Raw genomic sequence first — 19,804 nt, 5'->3', positions numbered from 1 at the left:
TCATGGGTAAAAAATATAATCCTAAGAGATTATTAGTTGAAGGGAAAGATGACTTACGAGTTATACCAGAATTAATCGAAAAGAACGGAATATTTTGGGGAAAAAGAGGGGAAGAAATTGTCTTCATTGAAGATTGTGAAGGTTATCCCAACATAGACTCAAATCTGATTTCCACGGAATTAAAAGCATCGGGACTCACTCATTTAGGAATAATTATAGATGCAGATGAAAATTTATCTGCCCGTTGGCAAAGTATCAGAAATGCTTGTTTGCCAAGTATATCTGATATTCCTGAACAACTGCCCAAGACAGGACTTATACACACCACAGAAGATGGCATTAAGTTTGGTGTCTGGATTATGCCAGATAATCACATAAGTGGTATGTTGGAAACTTTTTTAGCTTATTTGATTAGAGATGAAGATGAATCGATTTGGCAATATGCTCAGGAAGTAGCACAAGAAGCAAAAAATCAAGGAGCGCCATTTCAAGATTCTTATATTGATAAAGCGAAAATCTACACTTGGTTGGCATGGCAAACAGAACCAGGGAGACAATTACATCAAGCTATTAAGTATAAAGTGCTAAATTCTCAACATCCAAAAGCCCAAATATTTTTAACATGGTTTAAAAATCTGTACGACTTATAATCTCATCTTTTGCTATTTCCCAGAAGCGATCGCCTATTTTTTGTAAAATATTTATTGTTGGCTATATCTGTTTTTAACAGTAACTTTTAATACTAATGACATCAGTATCAGAAGTTGATTGATTAATTAAAATTTTTGGGGAAAAATTTTCAAACCTTGAGGAGTTGTGAAATCCTTTGAGGGTGACTACAGTGAACTGCGGAAGAGATGTAGTTTTGGGACAATATAATGCAAACTAATTGGAAAATTGGGACTTTATTCGGCATCCCGTTGTTTTTAGACCCTTTGTGGTTCGTGATTTTAGGACTAGCAACCTTGAATTTTGGCGTAGCTTACCAAGAGTGGGGGTCTACCATAGCGTGGAGCGCAGGGATAGTTATGGCATTGCTGCTATTTGCTTCGGTATTATTACACGAACTCGGTCACAGTTTGGCAGCGCGATCGCAAGGCATTAAAGTTAACTCTATTACTCTATTTTTGTTTGGTGGGATTGCAGCTATTGAAGAAGAATCAAAAACTCCGGGTAAAGCGTTTCAAGTGGCGATAGCTGGCCCATTGGTAAGTATTGGGCTATTTTTTCTACTAAGGGTTGTAGCAATCTTCATTCCTGAGACTAATCCCCTCAGCGTGATGGTGGGAGATTTGGCGAGAATTAACTTAGTTGTTGCCTTATTTAACTTGATTCCTGGCTTACCGTTGGATGGTGGTCAGGTGTTAAAAGCAGCACTGTGGAAAGTGACAGGCGATCGCTTTCAAGCGGTACACTGGGCTGCAAAATCAGGGCAAATTTTGGGTTACGCGGCGATCGCTTTAGGATTTGCGATAGATTTCTTTACAAGAGAATTAGCCCTTGGTTTGTGGATTGCGATGATTGGTTGGTTTGGGATTCGTAACGCCAACACCTACGACCGCGTAACTACATTACAAGAAACTTTGTTGAAGATAGTCGCTAGTGATGCGATGACTCGTGAGTTTCGCGTAGTTGATGCTGATCAGAGTTTACGCGCCTTCGCCGACGCATATCTATTAGATAATGCTGCATCACCAGTTTATTTTGCTGCTTCCGATGGACGTTATCGCGGTATGGTTGCCATTGATGATTTACGCTTGGTAGAAAGAAGTGAATGGGAAACCCACACTCTACAAAGTATCGCCCATCCCTTGACAGAAATACCGACAGTTACCGAATCAACTGCGATCGCCGAAGTGATCAATAAGTTGGAAAATGAACAGTTACCACGCGTCACCGTGCTTTCCCCAGCTGGTGCGGTAGCTGGTGTAATTGACCGGGGTGATATTGTTAGTGCAGTAGCGCAAAAGTTAAATATTCCCTTTACTGCTGTGGAGATTAAGCGGATTAAAGAAGAAGGTAGTTATCCGCCTGGGTTGCAGTTGGGAGTAATTGCCAAATCTACTGTTAATTAAATTTTTAACCGCCGATGTACGCGGATGAACGCTGATAGTTAAGGAAGATTATCTGTGTGGATTCGTGGGTGTTGGCGGTTATTGTTGAATATCAGAATTTACTAGATTGATATGACCTGACTTTTTGCTTTGCTGCTTTCTGTCTAATCCGTTTAGTTTCGGCTCCATTGGGTACATGAGGTCTTTCACTTAATACCTGTTTTAACTCTTCGTAGGTAATCTTAATCCCAGAGCCTTGAGGAAAGTAACCATTGTTATAGATAACATAACCACCACGATGGAAGAACCCCTCATAACAATCATTTTTAATGCCGAGAAGTTGCTTGGTATGCAATGTTCTTAACCAATCTATAGCGTTCATTCATCTCTCCAGAAAAAGAATCAACTGCGATCAAATTTTAAATTTACTCTCCCATTCTTATTTGCGTCTCCAGTTACTGAGCGCAGTCGAAGTATGCGTCTCTGCGTGAGATAAGTGTTTTTTAGTGTGGGGAACACTACCTTTAGTTATTAAAAATAATATAACCCACGAAAGAGTTAGAGATTAGATGTATTTTCTAACATCAGGGAAGATAGTTGAATTTTTAAGCGGCATTTAGGGAAGCGTATGACCGAGTAATTGGTTCTGGTTACTTACTCAAAGCTAGTTACAGCATCTTGCTGTGAAGAGCGATCGCTTCCTCTAATTGTGCGCGGATGTTTCTGCACAATGCAAGGCTAATCTCTGAGACATTCAAAAAAGCAGAAAATTCTATTAAATCAAAAATGACATTTATTTTTAGAGATTCATAACTCTGAATAGATACACTAACAAAATTGCAATCAGGAAAATATGGTAACAAAAAACAGTATCCGTGCATTAGGCGTATTTGCTAACTCTCAACAATTAGAGCAAGCTATTAATAATTTGAAGGCTTCTGGCTTTTCAATGGACAGCGTTTCTGTGATTGCTAAAGATGTGGAGCAGAGTGAAGAAATCGGTGAAGCGCAAATCAGCGATCGCATCGGTAATCAAGATGTGAATACAACCGGAGCCGTAGGAGATACGCTCACAGCAACTACTTGGGGTAGTGTGTTAGTCGGTTTGAGTAGTCTGGCGCTTCCGGGTTTAGGTGCTGTGCTGGCTGCTGGTTCTGTAGGTGTAGCATTAGTTAGTAGTGTTGCAGGTGTGGCTGTAGGCGCAGCAGCAAATCAAAATTTGGTCAAAGCCTTAACTGATTTAGGCGTTCCCGAAGAGAGAGCGCGAATTTATAGCGATCGCCTACAACAAAGTTATTATTTGCTCATCCTAGAAGCTCCAGAAGCCGAAATTAATCGCGCCGCAGCAATCTTACGCCAACAAGATATTCAAAATTGGGGTGTTTATGAGTCTAAAAAGGCTGAAGTATGAAATGAATCAAGCCTGATAGAGTTTTTTTACTCAGCACCTTCAAGTCAAACGAGAAGTTTATCTTTTTAGAAATATCTATGCAGTTAAAGCCAATAAATCAGCAAGTCGTTGCAGTCGTTGGTGCTTCCAGCGGGATTGGACGTAAAGCCGCTTTGGAATTTGCTCAACGTGGTGCAAAGGTAGTTGTTTCTGCTCGCGGAGAGTTGAAGCTAAAGTCTTTGGTGGAAGAAATTCGCGGCTTTGGTGGAGAAGCAACTTATATTGTTGCTGATGTGCAAGAATTTGACCAAGTAAAAGCGATCGCCGCTCAAACTGTGGAGATATACGGAAGACTTGATACTTGGGTTCATGCTGCGGCGATCGGGATGTTTGCGACGTTTGAACAAACAACACCAGAAGAATTCAAGCACGTCATTGATATCAGTTTAATGGGACAAGTGCATGGTGCAATGGCCGCCTTACCCCATCTCAAGCGCGAAGGACGAGGCGCACTAATTCATGTATCTTCAATGGAAGGTAGGCGATCGCTTCCTTATCAAAGTGCTTATTCCTCTGCCAAACACGGGGTTGAGGGCTTTCTAGAAGCGATGCGTGTCGAATTAATCCACGAAAAATGGCCTATCAGTGTCACAAGTATTAAGCCAGCCGTAATTAACACTCCATTTTGGAATAATGGCTTAACTAAATTAGGTGTGAAACCAGCAGGAATACCACCTTACTATGATCCCAAAATTGTAGCTGATGCTATTCTCTATGCAGCAGAACACCCAATTCGTGATTTGTTAGTTGGAGATATCGCTAAATTACTAGATTTAGCCCAGAAAATCTCGCCTTCGTTAGTAGATTCTTTGTTATTGCTATTGGGCTTTAATCTACAACGGAGTAGTGGCGAATTAAAATCTGAAGATGCACCCAATAATTTTTATCAACCTGTTCCAGATGAGAGCAGAATTGATGGCGATTATCAAAACTTAGTCATACCCAGTATTACTGATGCCTTGGGTAAATTGCCGCTTTTTCAATTAGGGACAGGAGCTTTATTGGCTTTAATAGCAACACAAGTGTTCAACCAGAGCAAGTAATGTTAGAGAATATCCCCAAACATTAATGCTAATGTTTATACCTGTCTTTTGATAGAGTATAAATTTCAAATTCTCAGTTGAATAGAAAGTATTATGTCTTGCCAACTAATTAGTTTAGATAAAGCAATTTAATAGAGCTTGAAAATATTTTAGTTGGCAGTCAGTCTCATCCTCTAAATTCAGGTTTATCACAGTTTCAAACCCCCAAATATTGATACTGTCAAACTTCGGCAATTGGGATGAATCTTTTCAACAATTGAACCATCACAGGAGTGACAAAGAATATGGAAAATACCCAGACCGTAAAAATGGTAGAGCGTTACTGTGCTTTGAGCATCGGTATTCTCTTTTTAATATTAGGTTTGGCAGGATTTACACCTGCTTTGGTATCTTTACCAGGAAGTAATGAATCTTTTGTTCCTTTAGATGCTTCTCCTAATGCTTACGCTGCGGGATTCGGTTATATATTTGGTTTATTTCCTACCAATTTTTTGCATAATTTAGTGCGTTGTACTGTTGGACTATTAGGTATTGCTTCTTACAACAGTGCTAAAAGCGCTCGTTTATTTAATGGGGCTTTTGCAATTGCATATTTGGCATTAGCAATCATGGGATTATTACCATTTGCCAAGACATTTTTCGGCTTTATGCCACTCTTTGGCAATAATGTTTGGGTCAATTTTTTCACAGCGATCGCTGCTGGTTATTATGGCCTTCTCATTCCATCTAAAGTTGCAGGTGTTAATGTATCCCAAAATGTTTAATCTGTCAAAATTTCTTAGGAGTTTTATATGCAGAAATCAGACAAACAAAAAGAATCTTTCCTTCGTTATCTCTCTCTCGCACCAGTACTGGGTGTAATTGCAATATCAATTGCCTTTTCTACCTGGGCGATTTTTAATTACTTTTTCCCTGACCTGCTTTTCCATCCCATGCCATAAGGTAAAATAATTCGTAATTATTAACCTATTGCTAAATTTAGGAAATGGAAATATAAAATTACGCATTACTAATTAGTAATGCGTAATTCATTATAAAAATTTTCCCGTAAGTTAAATATTATTTTGACCCCTGCCAAGCTCATCTTAACAAGGAGATGTACTAAACAACACTCTTATTAATAGGGTGGGCAATGAATACCCACCCCATACCTATAGACAAATGCAAGATTTAAATTAGCGAGAATCAGTTCCTTGATTAGGAAGTCCTGGAGTTGTAACATTACCCCCAGCAGCTTCTGGTTCAGCACCTTGACGAACATCAGTACCTGATTCTTGACCAGTCATCCGATATCTTTCATCAAGAGGAGTATCACCTTCTTCTGTAGTGGGTACAGTGGTTTGTGTTCCAGGATTATCTTCTGGATTATATTTAGCATCATCTTGCCGATTGTCTGGGGGTGTTTTTGATGTCATGTATTTGTACCTTGTAAATACGTTATTCTTTTAGATTAGTGGCGAATTTCTTCTAAGTTTACTATCTACAGACAGAATTGCTTCTATGACTAATTACATGATTTTCACCCCTCTCAATATCCCTTTAGAGAATGTCTGAGAAGGATTAAATATTTTGCCTGATCCCCCCTATCCCCCTTTTTTAAGGGGTTAATTTCTTCAAGTCCCCCTTTTGAAGGGGGATTTAGGGGGATCTAAAAGTCTACAATACAACATCAAAAAATTTTCAGACATCATCTTAGAAAGGGGAGATACCACAGGCGGCAGTATTTTTTCTATGCGTCTTCATCAAGAATTAGTATTAGTGAGATTGGTGTTAACTGAGTTTTGCTCTAAACCCTTGTAAACCTCTGGTAATCTCCACCAAGGCACATTAGGATATTCATGATGTTCTTTATGATAACCAAAATGGTAGCAACTTATAAATGACCAAAAAATAGGTAATGGAATACTTCTTGTACGATGCACACTTGTATATCCTACTTCTAGCCTTCTATGAGGTAGGAATGTGCCAAAATAAAATAATTGTATGGAACTACAAATAGATGGTATTACCCAAAATAAAATTAGATTGACTTGAAATATATTTAATACATATCTAAGAAGAATAAATACAAATATAAATCCTAGATGTTGTGTCCAACTCCAATAAGATTTGATAAAATTAAAATACCAAGCAAAAAAGTTTTGGTATTGATGTTCGTAAAAATCTGGATCATCTTTAGTACTAGGATAGCGGTGATGTAAGCAATGCTTCTTTAATAACTCTTGATAAGAAAATAACCCATATAATAATACAAATATTTTGCCTATCCCATTATTTACTTTGGGATTTTGCGGAAAAACTACGCCGTGCATAGCATCATGAGCGGTAATAAATAATCCCGTATAGAAGAAGGTCTGCCACAGCATAGCTACGGCTATTAAGGGAATAGGAACTTTAGCAATATTTAATGATAAGAATAAAGTTATACTTATTGTCCATAATCCTAAAATTATACAAGCTATGAAAATACCTTGGTTATTTGTTTTTTCGGCATTAACAATAAAATCTGACTTTTTTGATTGTGGAGATACTGAATGAAGTTGAATCATGCCTTAATTCCTTGATTTATACGTTATGATTTATCAACAAAATTATAAATTGCTTGTCATTTTATTAATTTATTGACTAGAACTGATATATTTTTTACGCATCAAATAAATAGATAATTGGTTTAGAAGGCAACAACTATGTAATTTAAAAGCATTAAACTACATGGTTACTCATTGGTATTTTTTAGTAATTTCATAATAGCTATGAACTCTGGCTTGACTCTCTATCTATAGTTCCAATAGATATACTGTACCAAAGCAATATATTGGTAAAATATTGTATGTATTACCAAATACCTAAGTAACTATTTAAATATCAATTGTTCAAGAGATATGAATTAATTCACTACTATATAAATACTCTTTATTAGTTTAATATATTTTTAGTATATATATATTAAGTCGTAGAATCAAAGCTCTATAGCTTTGCATACATATCACATAAATGTATCCTGATTGATTTGGATTTTAAATAAGACCTAAGTACTATGTTATTGATTAGGGGTCAAAATAATAGCAGCTACAATTTAGATGTGTCAGCCACTGCAAAACTTCATTTAGTTAGGCTCAATGCCGATCGCGTTCTAAGTCGTAAATTACTTTTTCAAGATACCAGTTATCAGACTTACCTTTATGCAACTGCCTTTGATGCTTGAGTAATCGTTTAGCTGTGGCCGTGTCGCCACGTAGCATCTCTAGCAACTTGCGTTGTAGTTCTCTGTTTTTTGGGTCAGTTCGGTATGAACGAGAATACCTCTGGTTTCGCCGTGGCTGATGTTGAGGCTTTGATACTGAAAATCCGAATGGTACTCTTGGTTTGAAGAGATGTTTTAGCAATTCCCATAGATAGCTGATTTGGTAAATCAGATTTATTACTAAACGCAAGAGATAAAGCAGTTGTGCTAAAACGTCCATAGCTTGAGTTGCATCACCACTCAATCCACCATGCAAGATTTTCCTATGCTTTAACATCAGAATTTTCTCGCATTTGTTTTTAAAATTACTGTCCTGCTTGATAGTCATACTGAGACATAGACATATTTGATTTGGCGATCATTGAAGAGGGAATCAATCCAGATAAAAGCATCAGAGGATAGCCATATTTGTATTTAAAGTTGTTTGCTCTCGCTCATGTGTTTTAAAATACATAAAAATTGTTTTTTTACTGAAAATAATGCGCTTTTGGATAACTAGCAACTTGCTTTATTAAGCGGATAGTAGATTTATTTATTTGTTTTTGATAAATCTGCTTTTAGCTACAACATATCCGCAATATTGCTGTTTCAAGATTGCAATATTTGGGAACACTAATATTTAAACGCCTGAAGGATTTAGTGGTATGTTGAAAATTCTCGGATATCAATTGAGCGAAGAACTCTACAACGGTTTGAGAACATTGGTTTATCGCGGATACCGAGAAGTTGACAACAAACCTGTAGTGATTAAACTGCTAAAAAATCCTTATCCCAGTTTCAGCGAACTGGTGCAGTTTCGCAATCAGTACACCATTGCCAAAAATCTGCATACATCTGGAATCATCGAAACTTATAACCTGGAACCTTACCAGAATGGTTATGTAATAGTGATGGAAGATTTTGGGGGAATATCTCTCAAAGATTATTTCATTTCTAAAAAACCGCAATTTGCTGGGTTTTTACACGAGTTTTTAGAAATAGCGATCGCTCTCTGTAATATATTAGACAAACTTTACCGTTATGACATTATTCATAAAGATATTAAACCCAGCAATATTTTAATTAATCCCGAAACCAAACAAGTCAAACTAATTGACTTTAGTATTGCATCTTTGTTGCCCAGAGAAACTCAAACCCTGATTAATCCTAATATTTTAGAAGGAACACTGGCTTATATTTCTCCAGAACAGACTGGAAGAATGAATCGCCTCATTGATTACCGGACTGATTTTTATTCTTTGGGTGTTACTTTCTATGAATTACTGACTGGAGAATTACCTTTTCCATCAAACGATGCAATGGAATTACTGCATTGTCATATTGCTAAAAAACCACCAAAAATCACCAGTGTAGAAATTCCCCAGGCGCTTGCAGATATTGTCATGAAATTAATGGCAAAAAATGCTGAAGACCGCTATCAAAGTACATTAGGGCTGAAGTATGATTTGGAAACTTGTTTAACTCAACTCCAAGCAACAGGAGAAATTCAGAATTTTGAAATTGGGCAACGGGATGTGTGCGATCGCTTTATCATTCCCGAAAAACTCTATGGTCGTGAACAGGAAGTGCAAACTCTTCTAGAAGCATTTGACCGTGTTGCTAATGGCGCTAAAGAAATCATGTTAGTGGCTGGTTTTTCGGGAATTGGGAAAACGGCAATTGTGAATGAAGTTCATAAACCAATTGTTAAACAACGTGGTTATTTTATTAAAGGTAAATTTGAGCAATTTAATCGAAACATTCCCTTTTCAGCATTTGTGCAAGCTTTTCGTGATTTAATAGCACAATTACTTACCGAAAGTGATCAACAAATCCAACAATGGCAAGCTAAAATTACTGAAGTTTTAGGAGAAAATGCCCAGGTAATTATTGAAGTTATTCCAGAATTAGAACTAATTATTGGTAAACAATCACCTGCACCAGAATTATCGGGAACTGCGGCGCAGAATCGGTTTAATTTACTATTACAAAAATTTATTAACTTATTTAGCACTCAAGAGCATCCATTAGTCTTATTTTTAGATGATTTACAATGGGTTGATTCTGCCTCATTAAAACTTATCGCATTATTAATGAATGAGGCAAATTCTGGCTATTTGCTGCTCATTGGTGCTTATCGAAATAACGAAGTTTCAGTAGCGCATCATTTAATATTGACATTAGATGAAATCAAAAAAAATGGAATTAAAATTCATAAAGTTACGCTGCAACCACTAAATGAATCTACATTAAATCAGTTAGTAGCTGATAGCTTAAATTGTCCTGAAAATTTAGCATTACCACTTTCACAACTCATCTATCAAAAACTCAAGGAAATCCATTTTTTGCCACACAATTTATCAAAGCCTTACATCAAGATAACTTGATTGAGTTTAATTATGACCAAGGACACTGGGAATGTGACATAGCAGAAATAAATCAGCGATCGCTCACAGATAATGTAGTTGAATTTATGGCATTACAATTACAGAAATTGCCAGAATCAACGCAAGATATTATAAAATTAGCTGCCTGTATTGGTAATCAATTTGATTTAGAAACATTAGCTATTGTTTCGCAAAAATCCACATCAGAAACAGCAACTTGTTTATGGAGTGCTTTAAAAGCAGGTTTAATTCTACCCCAAAGTTATGTTTATAAGTTTTTTGTTGGGTTCGAGAATCAAACTATTACTTCAGAAAATTCAGAAATTGTTTTCTATAAATTTCTGCACGATCGCATTCAACAAGCCGCCTATTCTTTGATTCCTGAAGAAGATAAACAATCTACCCATTTGTATATCGGAAAATTGTTGTTAACCAATACTCCCAAAAATCAACAAGAAGAAAAAATATTTACCATTGTTAATCAACTTAATAGAGGCATAAAATTACTCACTACAGCCGATGAACAAGATGAATTAGCACAGTTAAATCTTTATGCAGCCAAGAAAGCTAAAGGATCAACAGCATATAGTGCAGCGTGGGAATACTGCACAGTCAGTCTACAACTTTTAGATAAAAATAGTTGGCAAAATCAATATGACTTGACTTTAAAAGTATATGAAACAGCTATAGAAGCAGCCTATCTCAGTGGCGATTTTGCAGAAATGGAAAGATTAACAGAAATTTTACTGCAACAAGCCAAGACAATCCTCGATAAAATCAAGGTTTATGAAGTTAAAAGCCAAGCTTTAGCTGCTCAAAACCAATTATTAGCAGCGATGAATATGGGACTGCAAATTCTCAAGTCCTTGGGTATAGAATTTCCCGAAAACCCAACTCCCAACGATATTGGTGCAGCATTACAAGAGACGCAATTAGCTTATCAAGGGCAAGAAATAGCTGAACTCATCAACTTACCATTGATGACTGATCCAATCCAATTAGCAATCATAAGGCTAATATCTAGTATCTTACCAGCAGCCTATCTTGCATCTCCCATACTCTTTGTCTTGCTAACATTTAAAGAGGTGAATTTATCAATAAAATATGGAAATAATTCTATTTCCAGCCATAGTTATGCTTGTTATGCTTCAATTCTTTCTGGAGGTATGGGAGATATTGAAAATGGTTATAAATTTGGGCAACTTGCTTTAGAGTTATTACACAAGCAGAATGCTAAGGAACTGCAATGTAAAGTTAATTCACTTGTTTATGGCTTTATTAAACATTGGCAAGATGGACTGAGTACAACTTTAATCCCGCTGCGAGAAGCTTATACTATTGGGTTGGAGACTGGTGATTTTCAATTTGCCGGATATTCATCAGTTATGTATTGTGCATTTGCCTACTTTGCTGGGATAGAAAAGGAATTATCAGACCTAGAAAAAGAAGTATTAGCTTTGCATAATTCTATCTATCAACTGAAGCAAATGACTTCGGTTTATTATTTTCAAATGTTGCAACAGGCAATACACGACTGTCAAGCAGGTAGAAGCTCATCTTCATACTTACAAGGAGATTTTTTTGATGAACAAATAATGTTGCCCAAGTATTTAGACTCGAACGATCGCTTGGGCATATTTTACCTTCATTTTCATAAATTATGCTTAAATTATCTTTTTGGAAATTACCAACAAGCAATTGCTGATGCGGCTTTGAGTGAACAATATGTAGATGGGGCCGTTGGTTTTCCGTATATTCCAATATTTTATTTTTATGATTCTCTGTCACGCATAGCTGCGTATCAAGAAACTCCACAGATTGAACTAAATGAACTCATGCAGAAAATAGCTGAAAATCAGCAAAAAATGCGAAATTGGGCAGACAAAGCGCCGATGAATTATCTGCACAAGTTTGAATTAGTAGCAGCAGAATGTCATCAGTTACTGGGTAGTCAATGGGAAGCCATTGAAAGTTATGATCGTGCTATTACAGGAGCCAGAAAAAATGGCTATATGCGCGAAGAAGCACTGGCTAATGAGCTTTTAGCTAAATTTTATTTAAAGTTGGATAAAGAAAAAGCTGCCCAAGGATATATGCAAGAAGCATACTACTGCTATGCTCGATGGGGTGCAAAAGCTAAAACTGATGATTTAGAAAAATGCTTTCCTCAACTACTCAAACCTATCCAACAACAGCAACGATTTAACTTCAACCCATTAGAAACTATTGCGACAATTGCTCAAACATCCACTACTAATAGCACAAATATTACTGATGTAATCAATTTTTCTTCCGTCCTCAAAGCTGCTCAAACGATTTCTAGTACTATTGAATTAGAACAACTTGTTGCCAGCTTAACTCAAATTATTTTAGAAAACTCTGGGGCGAAAAAAGCTGCATTAATTCTTCCTGAAGAACGGGGTAATTGGCAAGTCAAAGCAATTACTTTAATCAATCATCAAGTAAGTTCTCAAGGTGAAATAGAAACAACAATTAACCCACAACTAATAGAGACTTGCCAGGATATTCCCAAAAAAATCATCAATTATGTAAAACATACTCAACAAACAATTATCATCGACAATTGCCAAACAGATATTCCTGGCATAATTGGGGAATATATGCTAAATCATCAACCGAAGAGTGTATTATGTACACCAATTATTCAACAAGGGTATTTAGTCGGGATTCTCTACCTAGAAAATCAACTCACAAGTGGAGTATTTAATAGCGATCGCCTAGAAATTATTCAAATGTTATCAGCCCAAGCTGCTATCTCGCTAGAAAATGCCCGTCTATATCGAGAATCCCAAGCCAAAGCCCAACAGTTACAACAATCTCTCCAACAGCAAAAAACTTTATTTCAAGTCGTTACGCAAATTCGACAATCTTTAGACTTAGAGGCAATTTTTAGCGTAGTTACCCAAAATATTCGGCAAATTCTCTCTGCTGATCGTGTGGGAATTTATCAGTTTCATCTAGATGTGAATTATGAATATGGTGAATTTATCGCTGAGGATGTCTTACCGCAGTTTACTTCTGCTTTAGCGGTGAAAGTTCAAGATCATTGCTTTGGGGAAAATTTTGCAACCTTGTATAAACAAGGACGGATTTGCGCCATTGATGATATCAATACAGATGCCGTTATAGATTGTCATCGCGTAATTTTAGCGCAATTTCAGGTGAGAGCATCGCTGGTAGTCCCAATTATGCAAGATGATGAACTTTGGGGTTTACTCTGCATTCATCAATGCGATCGCCCTCGTCATTGGCAACCTTTTGAGATCCAATTTGCCCAGCAAGTTGGCGCACAAATGGGAGTTGCCCTCAAACAAACAGATTTATTAATCAAAACTCAAAAGCAAGCTACCCAACTCGAACAAACACTCCAACATCTCCAGCAAACTCAACTGCAATTAGTCCAAAATGAAAAGATGTCTGCATTGGGGAATCTGGTTGCTGGTGTGGCTCACGAAATGAATAATCCTCTCGGTTTTATTTCTGCTAGTCTGGAACAAGCTAAACCTATTTTGGCAGATATTATTCACCATTTACGGTTGTATCAAGCAAGCTCAAATAATTCTAATCCAACTATCATCCGCCATGCCGAAGAAATAGACTTGGAATATACATTAGAAGACTTGCCACAGATGATTGCTGCCATGATTTTAGCTGGCGATCGCTTAAAAAATATCAGCACTAGTTTACGTACTTTCTCCCGTGCTGATCAAAATTGCAAAGTACCTTTCAATATTCATGAAGGTATCGATAGTACAATTTTAATTCTCAAACATCGTCTCAAAGCCAACAATCAACGTCCAGCGATTGTCGTAATTACTGATTACGGTGATTTGCCAAAAATTGAATGCTTTCCTGGACAATTAAATCAAGTATTTATGAATATTCTGGCTAATGCTATTGATGCCTTAGATGAATCAAATACTGGGCGTAAATTTGTCGAAATCGAGGCAAATCCCAATCAAATTAAAATTACAACTTTCCTAGAATATCAGCAAGTAAAAATCTCTATTGCTGACAATGGTAAGGGTATGAGTGACCAAGTTAAACAGAAAATATTTGACCATTTATTCACGACAAAAGCCGTAGGAAAAGGTACAGGTTTAGGACTAGCGATCGCTCGTCAAATTATTGAAGAAACCCACAGTGGAAAATTAACCTGCAACTCCATTCTGGGTGAGGGGACAGAATTTGTCCTCGAACTTCCCCATAAATAACAAAACTAGGACTTACGTACAAAGGTGAGTCGTGGAGATAAGGGAACGGGGAACAGTAAAAGACAAAAAGCTTATCTGAATCGTATTGGGGTATAAGGGTGTAAGGGATTTTAACATCTACACCCTGTCCCAAACCTTTCTAAGTCCTATAGAAAATATCAATTAATCTGGAATCACCGGACTCAAAGGACTCAGGGGAGTAGTGAACACATAATAAACTACTCCAGAGCCGAGAATCATAATTGCCAGACTAAATAAAATTACCCAGCGGTCTGTAGGTTCATAATTATCGTCTTCAATATCACGACGCACTGCAAAATAATGTGCTGTTGATAACCATACCGTTACTAACCCAACTAGTGAAAATACTAAACCTAACTTCCAACCATTACCAGGAGTTGGTAACAGCGGGACTTGAAAAGCTCGCAGACGGACGATAACGACACCAAAACCCAAAAGTGCGATCGCCGTTCGCATCCAAGCCAGATAAGTACGTTCATTGGCTAAATGATCCCTGATTCGTGATGGATTTAGCCTTCCTAGCTTCTTCTGTTGTTTGTTTTCTTCTGCTGGTTTAGACTCTAATTGCATCAATAACACCCTTAAACCCCAAGAGGCTCCCCTCCAAAAAATGCTGAAGTAATAGCAAATTTCTTTCCAGATAATTTGCCACTTGTGCCGCGATCGCACTTGAAAAATATATTTAATTTGCTGGGACATTTTTGCCAAAATTTATTTTAATGCAGATATGGTAATAACACAAGTCTGAATAATAATATTAGTGCAGTAAATTAGCTAAAATTAGCGATTTTCGCAGCATTGTGCTGAATTTTGCTGATTTTACAATTTTGGTAATTCATTTATACAATGGCGATCGCTTAACTGAATTTTTTGCATATTTGAGTAGACACATTCATAACGTGTGTATTTATTATTCTTACTTTTTACTGTATGTCATCTAATCAATAGAATCAAATGTTTTTATTTGTCAAAATTATAAATATAAGTGATTAAATTTTGACATCCAGGTTTTGAGGAATAGTTGAGTATGGCAGGGATGACGCTGGAGCAGCTAAGAATCTTTCTCGCTGTAGCAGAACATCTACACTTTACGCGTGCAGCTGAAGAGCTTTATATTACTCAGCCAGCCGTGAGTGCAGCAATTCATAACTTAGAGCAAGAATACGGAGTCAAACTGTTTCATCGGATTGGTCGCCACATTGAGATTGCCGAAGCTGGTAAGTTATTACAAGTAGAAGCACAGAAAATCCTCGATCAAGTGACGTTAACAGAACGGGGATTAAGAGAATTGAACAATCTGCAACGGGGCGAATTAAAATTAGGCTCAAGTTTAACCATTGGTAACTATTGGCTACCAAGTAAAATTAGTGAGTTTAAAAGTAAATATCCACAGATTTCCGTTGATTGTACTTTGGCCAATGCCGAAACAATTTGTGAAGGAACCGCAATGGGGCAATTTGATTTAGGTTTAGTCGAAGGTGATGTTAAACCATCTCTACAGACTACTTTAGAGCAAGAAATCATTGGCAGCGATCGCTTACAAATAGTTGTTGGTAAAACTCACCCTTGGTTTGAACTTGGAGAAATTACTGTGGAAGAACTAACTCAAACTTCTTGGGTGATGCGAGAACCAGGTTCTGGAACCCAGCAAAGATTTGAAGAAGCCCTAAAAAATTGGGGTATGAATATTAGTCAACTCAATGTAATTTTAGTCTTTAATAGTGGCGAAATGGCCAAAGCCGCTGTTGAAAGTGGTGTAGGTGCAACAGGAATTTCTGAGTTAATGGTAAAAAAAGAAATTCAGTTAGGAACTTTACGAGCAATTCGAGTTTGCACTCACCAAGCAGATTGCAGTAAAGATTTAGAAATAGTTAGACCATTTTTTAAACTCAAGCATCGTCAACGCTTTCAAACTGCTCTAGCAAAAGTCTTTGAACAAACCTTGATTGCATCCTACACAAACATAAATTTTCCCGAAAAATCTCTAAATTAAGATAAAAATAAAACCTTAATTCTCTACTTTCTTTCAGTCCCCACAGCAACACAGTAAAGCGCCGCATGACGTTTACCATCAATACCCAACAGATTATTGAGGCTCAGATCATAAAATCCACCGATGCAAAGACTACCCAAGCCCAATTGCACCGCCATCAGACAGATATTTTCAGCTTGATGGCCAGCTTCTAAAAGGGCAAAGCGGTAGCCACGCGCACCATATTTGCACAGCGATCGCATAAACACTGATGTAAACACAAACAAAGCATTGGCATTCACTATATAATTTTGTTGCAATAAAGGTTCGACAAAATCATTTGGGACTGCATCATTCACCTGATGCAAGCCATGACCGCGCGGTTCATAGTGATAAAGTCCATCCGCTAAATTTTCCACCTTTTGCGTTGATACAAAAACCTCTAACGGATATAGCCCTCCCGCAGATGGTGCGTTTCGCGCTTCATAGGTGTAACCATCCATTTGACGTAGCCCATTCAGTCCACAGCCAGCATCTAGCAACTGAGCCAATGTGATCAGTTGCATAGTTGTATTGGCAAATGATCGTCCAGAAGACCGACGCTCTAAAAGTTGACTCAGTGAGTTATCGTGTGGTGCTTTTGGCAGTTCAAAAAAAGGAGCCTCCGGCATATATCGCATTTCTGTAGCGGGAACACGTTTGACATAACTTTTAGGTACTGGAGAATTCAAATGATAGAGCAGCGCTAACTCCAGTGGCTCATTGACTGTATACATTTTGCTAATTTCCTGATATTTATAGCAGGGGATAGGGGACAGGTGACAGGTGACAGGGGATAGGGGACAGGCTTTTATTGTCTAAGTTTTATGCAATGCCACAATTCCCAATCCAAAATAGTGTTACGCCATAGGATGGGGACAGGGATTTAAGTCATCTTCAGTACGTCGCCCAGCATAACCTAACCTTTCTGGCACATCGAATAACCGCCGATTACCCAAAGGCTCTAGTCCATGACCAAAATATATCGGGACTAATTCACTAGCCAAAGTTCGCACAACGCGAAAACCAAGCGATGCAACATCAGGGGTGGTAATTTCCACTAAATAAGGTTCAACACCCACGAAATGCAATCTAGTCATGACAGACTGCAATTTTTCTACCTCGGTTGAAGGCGGGTAAATTGGTAAATCTTCCACTGTTACGTAATAGTCATGGTCAAATAAGAATTTCAACTCCTCTAGCCGAGCCGGTTTGTAGAAAAAAGCGCTGTGATCATCTAAATTCTGCACATCTTCATATTGATGAAGATGCGAACCAGCACCATGAGACATACGTTCTATGTCACCAAAGCGGGCTTGACAAACTTCAAAAATTGCCTTACGCAGCGCCGTTGACCCATCCAGATGGCATCCTAAACCAGTTGTCACAGCGGGACTTCTGCCGGAACGGTCAATTAACATTGCCATGACAACCGGGATTTTAATATCTGTAGTCAAATAGAAGGTAACTAATTCAATGTCAAATCGGGCGTAGTGGCGTAAAATCTCCGTCTCAATTCCGGGACGGTGTGCGAAATAAATCCGGGGTGCAGGTAGGCAGTTTAACCATGTAATGATGAAAGCATCACGCTCAATCAACTCACACAAGCCACTATAAGCCGCAAACTCCAGAGTTGGGCCACTAGCCATACCATTGGAAGTCACAGGTAAAATATAATCTCCTGGTACATTGCTATCCCAGTCGAAATAAATCATGAAGGCTGGGACTAAAACCTGTTGGTTGTTGCTCAGAGACAGGGCAGTTATCCATGAAGTCTGCGTTGCTTGATCAAAAGCGGGAAAGGGAAAAGTTTGGTCAGAATATTGTTTGTCTGAAAAGGAGAAAAAAGTTGGCGGAGCAACAGCAGGATGATTTAAATCTGCGTAACTACTAATAATTAGTTGTCGATAATCAACAATACTCCCGCAGTAGCGCTCTACAGCCTCGCCAACTGCCCCAAAAATAGCTTGTTCATCAGTCATCCCTCTACCTACGCCGTACCGTAAATCATCCGACTGTTTGCGAAGTTGGAAATTTGCTAATTCGGCTTGCCATAAAACGGGGAAATCAAACTCTGTATAAGGCTTGGTAAATCGATCGATGGCGCGGATAATTCCTGTATGGGGGCTAACTAAATCACGCCAACGGGGACTAGCGATCGCAGCATTCACTATATTCTCTCCTGTCGTGAACAATGAGGACAACCCGGTTTTTTCAGCACAACATTATGAGTCAGCTTTGTACCGAGTAAGTCTAGATGTACTAATTTGCCATCAGTGGCGATGGGTAAACCGAGGAACATCTTGATAGCATCCAGCGCCAAATAACTTCCTACCAACATCTGAGCAACGGGCAGATTTTCTTGCAACCGTGGCTGAGAACGGCGTTCTTTGTCGAGAAATCGCTCAATTGCCAATTCCGCCTCTGGTAGTTTGGCACAAGCTATCGACCTCATCCGATAGCAGAGATAACAAGGGCCATCGTGAGCAAAAACTAGGGGGCCAAAAGTTCCTTCCACACCAGCCGCCCCACCCGGTAGCAGAGGGCGCTGCATTTTCCAGCATAATCTGTTGAGGCGATAGGCGAGATTAACAGAGACAGCATCGGTGGCGACAATTATCAAGTCAACATCCTCAAGCAAAGCATTGACTGTGGCATCATCTGTCAAATTATCGATCACAACCTCTGTGTCAGTTATTTCGGCGATCGCCTCAATTTGTCTTGCCGCTTCCACACCTCGCAATGCACCGATTTGCTTAAATACCGAGTCTGACATTATTACTAAATCGGAAGGAATTGTGCATACATCATCGCACAACCGCAGAAAACCAATACCAGCACTAGCCAAATTGATTGCTGCTATCAACCCTGAACCACCCAGCCCAAAAACGGCAATTTTAGCGTTAGCTAAGTGTTTTGCGGCATCCTTTTGCTGAAAACCTAACTCATGATAAAGACTAATTTGAGGCAGTAAATCAGCACGACTATCTAAATCGAGATTATCTTCACGGAACTCCTCAACTAAGCGATTTTCTATCAAAAATTCTAAACATTGGTTGAGTGAAGCATCTGTCAATCTTTCACTAATTGCCGCCCGAATTTCTCCTATTGTTTGGGAGCCATCTAGTAAAGGTAATACCAAACTTTCTACATCATGTAGTGCTTGACCCTTAACGGTTAGCGTTCGCCGCGTCGTATTAAATATCATTGTTTCTTCGCCATGAAAATCTGACGACATAACATGAACAACAACGTGTTTTAACAGACGCAGACGTTGAGCATCATTTAATTTCATAGACGTTGTTTTATCGTGTAAAAATTCACAAAATAAACATCAAAAATCTATTTTTACAGATGTAGTAAGCTTATTTGATTTGTAA

The 19,804-nt window shown here is 38.1% G+C and carries 17 protein-coding genes; 9 read left to right on the top strand and 8 right to left on the bottom strand.

The window, feature by feature from the left end:
* The first annotated feature begins 2 nt into the window (after positions 1-2).
* The gene (locus tag IQ244_RS03685; RefSeq protein ID WP_193889888.1) at positions 3-650 is read left to right on the top strand and encodes a DUF3226 domain-containing protein; all 648 of its coding nucleotides are present in this window, start codon (positions 3-5) and stop codon (positions 648-650) included.
* 228 nt (positions 651-878) lie between these two features.
* Entirely contained in the window at positions 879-2,075 is a 1,197-nt protein-coding gene (locus IQ244_RS03680) for a site-2 protease family protein (protein ID WP_193889880.1), read from the top strand.
* 91 nt (positions 2,076-2,166) lie between these two features.
* On the opposite strand, the gene IQ244_RS03675 is transcribed toward IQ244_RS03680, so the two are convergent.
* Positions 2,167-2,436, bottom strand: coding sequence for a hypothetical protein (locus IQ244_RS03675; RefSeq protein WP_193889879.1), 270 nt, complete (start codon positions 2,434-2,436; stop codon positions 2,167-2,169).
* Positions 2,437-2,907: 471 nt separating this feature from the next.
* On the opposite strand from IQ244_RS03675, the gene IQ244_RS03670 reads away from it, so the two are divergent.
* From IQ244_RS03670 to IQ244_RS03655, 4 genes are all read left to right on the top strand, one after another.
* The gene (locus tag IQ244_RS03670; protein WP_193889877.1) at positions 2,908-3,465 is read left to right on the top strand and encodes a general stress protein; all 558 of its coding nucleotides are present in this window, start codon (positions 2,908-2,910) and stop codon (positions 3,463-3,465) included.
* A gap of 77 nt (positions 3,466-3,542) precedes the next feature.
* Positions 3,543-4,547 carry an SDR family oxidoreductase gene (locus IQ244_RS03665; RefSeq protein WP_193889874.1) on the top strand — a complete coding sequence of 335 codons (1,005 nt, stop codon included), beginning with the start codon at positions 3,543-3,545 and terminating at the stop codon, positions 4,545-4,547.
* 284 nt (positions 4,548-4,831) lie between these two features.
* Positions 4,832-5,311 (top strand): DUF4383 domain-containing protein, encoded by a 480-nt coding sequence (locus tag IQ244_RS03660; protein ID WP_228058715.1) that lies wholly within the window; start codon positions 4,832-4,834, stop codon positions 5,309-5,311.
* A gap of 27 nt (positions 5,312-5,338) precedes the next feature.
* Positions 5,339-5,488, top strand: a complete 150-nt coding sequence (locus IQ244_RS03655; protein ID WP_193889872.1) for a PsaJ protein — start codon at positions 5,339-5,341, stop codon at positions 5,486-5,488.
* A gap of 234 nt (positions 5,489-5,722) precedes the next feature.
* Here IQ244_RS03655 and IQ244_RS03650 read toward each other — a convergent pair whose 3' ends face one another.
* The 3 genes from IQ244_RS03650 to IQ244_RS03640 all read right to left on the bottom strand — a co-directional run bounded on the left by IQ244_RS03650 (position 5,723) and on the right by IQ244_RS03640 (position 8,068).
* Positions 5,723-5,962 carry a hypothetical protein gene (locus tag IQ244_RS03650; RefSeq protein ID WP_193889870.1) on the bottom strand — a complete coding sequence of 80 codons (240 nt, stop codon included), beginning with the start codon at positions 5,960-5,962 and terminating at the stop codon, positions 5,723-5,725.
* 327 nt (positions 5,963-6,289) lie between these two features.
* Entirely contained in the window at positions 6,290-7,096 is an 807-nt protein-coding gene (gene crtW, locus IQ244_RS03645) for a beta-carotene ketolase CrtW (RefSeq protein WP_193889868.1), read from the bottom strand.
* Positions 7,097-7,663: 567 nt separating this feature from the next.
* Entirely contained in the window at positions 7,664-8,068 is a 405-nt protein-coding gene (locus tag IQ244_RS03640) for a hypothetical protein (protein WP_193890024.1), read from the bottom strand.
* 367 nt (positions 8,069-8,435) lie between these two features.
* On the opposite strand from IQ244_RS03640, the gene IQ244_RS32350 reads away from it, so the two are divergent.
* Together IQ244_RS32350 and IQ244_RS33320 are read left to right on the top strand one after the other, a co-directional pair.
* Positions 8,436-10,157, top strand: a complete 1,722-nt coding sequence (locus tag IQ244_RS32350) for an ATP-binding protein (protein WP_228058714.1) — start codon at positions 8,436-8,438, stop codon at positions 10,155-10,157.
* The gene (locus IQ244_RS33320) at positions 10,154-14,392 is read left to right on the top strand and encodes a GAF domain-containing protein (RefSeq protein WP_228058713.1); all 4,239 of its coding nucleotides are present in this window, start codon (positions 10,154-10,156) and stop codon (positions 14,390-14,392) included. The genes IQ244_RS32350 and IQ244_RS33320 overlap by 4 nt, the downstream gene beginning before the upstream one ends.
* Before the next feature lie 162 nt (positions 14,393-14,554).
* Here the strand turns inward: IQ244_RS33320 and IQ244_RS03630 are convergent, their stop codons facing one another.
* Positions 14,555-15,112 (bottom strand): DUF202 domain-containing protein, encoded by a 558-nt coding sequence (locus IQ244_RS03630; RefSeq protein ID WP_322746023.1) that lies wholly within the window; start codon positions 15,110-15,112, stop codon positions 14,555-14,557.
* A gap of 328 nt (positions 15,113-15,440) precedes the next feature.
* Here IQ244_RS03630 and IQ244_RS03625 point away from each other — a divergent pair, with 328 nt between their 5' ends.
* Positions 15,441-16,406 carry a LysR family transcriptional regulator gene (locus IQ244_RS03625; RefSeq protein ID WP_193889866.1) on the top strand — a complete coding sequence of 322 codons (966 nt, stop codon included), beginning with the start codon at positions 15,441-15,443 and terminating at the stop codon, positions 16,404-16,406.
* Between the two features lie 23 nt (positions 16,407-16,429).
* On the opposite strand, the gene IQ244_RS03620 is transcribed toward IQ244_RS03625, so the two are convergent.
* The 3 genes from IQ244_RS03620 to IQ244_RS03610 form a co-directional block, all read right to left on the bottom strand.
* Complete coding sequence (locus IQ244_RS03620; RefSeq protein ID WP_193889864.1) at positions 16,430-17,161, bottom strand: SagB/ThcOx family dehydrogenase; 732 nt, start codon at positions 17,159-17,161, stop codon at positions 16,430-16,432.
* 123 nt (positions 17,162-17,284) lie between these two features.
* Positions 17,285-18,628 (bottom strand): YcaO-like family protein, encoded by a 1,344-nt coding sequence (locus tag IQ244_RS03615; RefSeq protein ID WP_228058712.1) that lies wholly within the window; start codon positions 18,626-18,628, stop codon positions 17,285-17,287.
* Complete coding sequence (locus IQ244_RS03610; RefSeq protein WP_193889861.1) at positions 18,595-19,719, bottom strand: TOMM precursor leader peptide-binding protein; 1,125 nt, start codon at positions 19,717-19,719, stop codon at positions 18,595-18,597. The genes IQ244_RS03615 and IQ244_RS03610 overlap by 34 nt, the downstream gene beginning before the upstream one ends.
* Positions 19,720-19,804 lie beyond the last annotated feature (85 nt).

Origin of the sequence: Nostoc sp. LEGE 06077 (assembly GCF_015207705.1) — a bacterium.
Classification (GTDB): Bacteria; Cyanobacteriota; Cyanobacteriia; order Cyanobacteriales; family Nostocaceae; genus Nostoc_B.
Note: the sequence above shows the minus strand (reverse complement) of the source record. Positions and strands in the feature narration are given on the sequence as shown.

Excerpts from the sequence above, each read along its gene's own strand:
- IQ244_RS03625 (WP_193889866.1), top strand. The coding sequence starts at position 15,441 with ATGGCAGGGATGACGCTGGAGCAGCTAAGAATCTTTCTCGCTGTAGCA.
- IQ244_RS03675 (WP_193889879.1), bottom strand. The coding sequence starts at position 2,436 with ATGAACGCTATAGATTGGTTAAGAACATTGCATACCAAGCAACTTCTC.
- IQ244_RS03660 (WP_228058715.1), top strand. The coding sequence starts at position 4,832 with ATGGAAAATACCCAGACCGTAAAAATGGTAGAGCGTTACTGTGCTTTG.
- IQ244_RS03610 (WP_193889861.1), bottom strand. The coding sequence starts at position 19,719 with ATGAAATTAAATGATGCTCAACGTCTGCGTCTGTTAAAACACGTTGTT.
- IQ244_RS32350 (WP_228058714.1), top strand. The coding sequence starts at position 8,436 with ATGTTGAAAATTCTCGGATATCAATTGAGCGAAGAACTCTACAACGGT.
- crtW (WP_193889868.1), bottom strand. The coding sequence starts at position 7,096 with ATGATTCAACTTCATTCAGTATCTCCACAATCAAAAAAGTCAGATTTT.
- IQ244_RS03650 (WP_193889870.1), bottom strand. The coding sequence starts at position 5,962 with ATGACATCAAAAACACCCCCAGACAATCGGCAAGATGATGCTAAATAT.
- IQ244_RS03630 (WP_322746023.1), bottom strand. The coding sequence starts at position 15,112 with ATGTCCCAGCAAATTAAATATATTTTTCAAGTGCGATCGCGGCACAAG.
- IQ244_RS03680 (WP_193889880.1), top strand. The coding sequence starts at position 879 with ATGCAAACTAATTGGAAAATTGGGACTTTATTCGGCATCCCGTTGTTT.
- IQ244_RS03670 (WP_193889877.1), top strand. The coding sequence starts at position 2,908 with ATGGTAACAAAAAACAGTATCCGTGCATTAGGCGTATTTGCTAACTCT.
- IQ244_RS03655 (WP_193889872.1), top strand. The coding sequence starts at position 5,339 with ATGCAGAAATCAGACAAACAAAAAGAATCTTTCCTTCGTTATCTCTCT.
- IQ244_RS03665 (WP_193889874.1), top strand. The coding sequence starts at position 3,543 with ATGCAGTTAAAGCCAATAAATCAGCAAGTCGTTGCAGTCGTTGGTGCT.
- IQ244_RS03640 (WP_193890024.1), bottom strand. The coding sequence starts at position 8,068 with ATGTTAAAGCATAGGAAAATCTTGCATGGTGGATTGAGTGGTGATGCA.
- IQ244_RS03620 (WP_193889864.1), bottom strand. The coding sequence starts at position 17,161 with ATGTATACAGTCAATGAGCCACTGGAGTTAGCGCTGCTCTATCATTTG.
- IQ244_RS03685 (WP_193889888.1), top strand. The coding sequence starts at position 3 with ATGGGTAAAAAATATAATCCTAAGAGATTATTAGTTGAAGGGAAAGAT.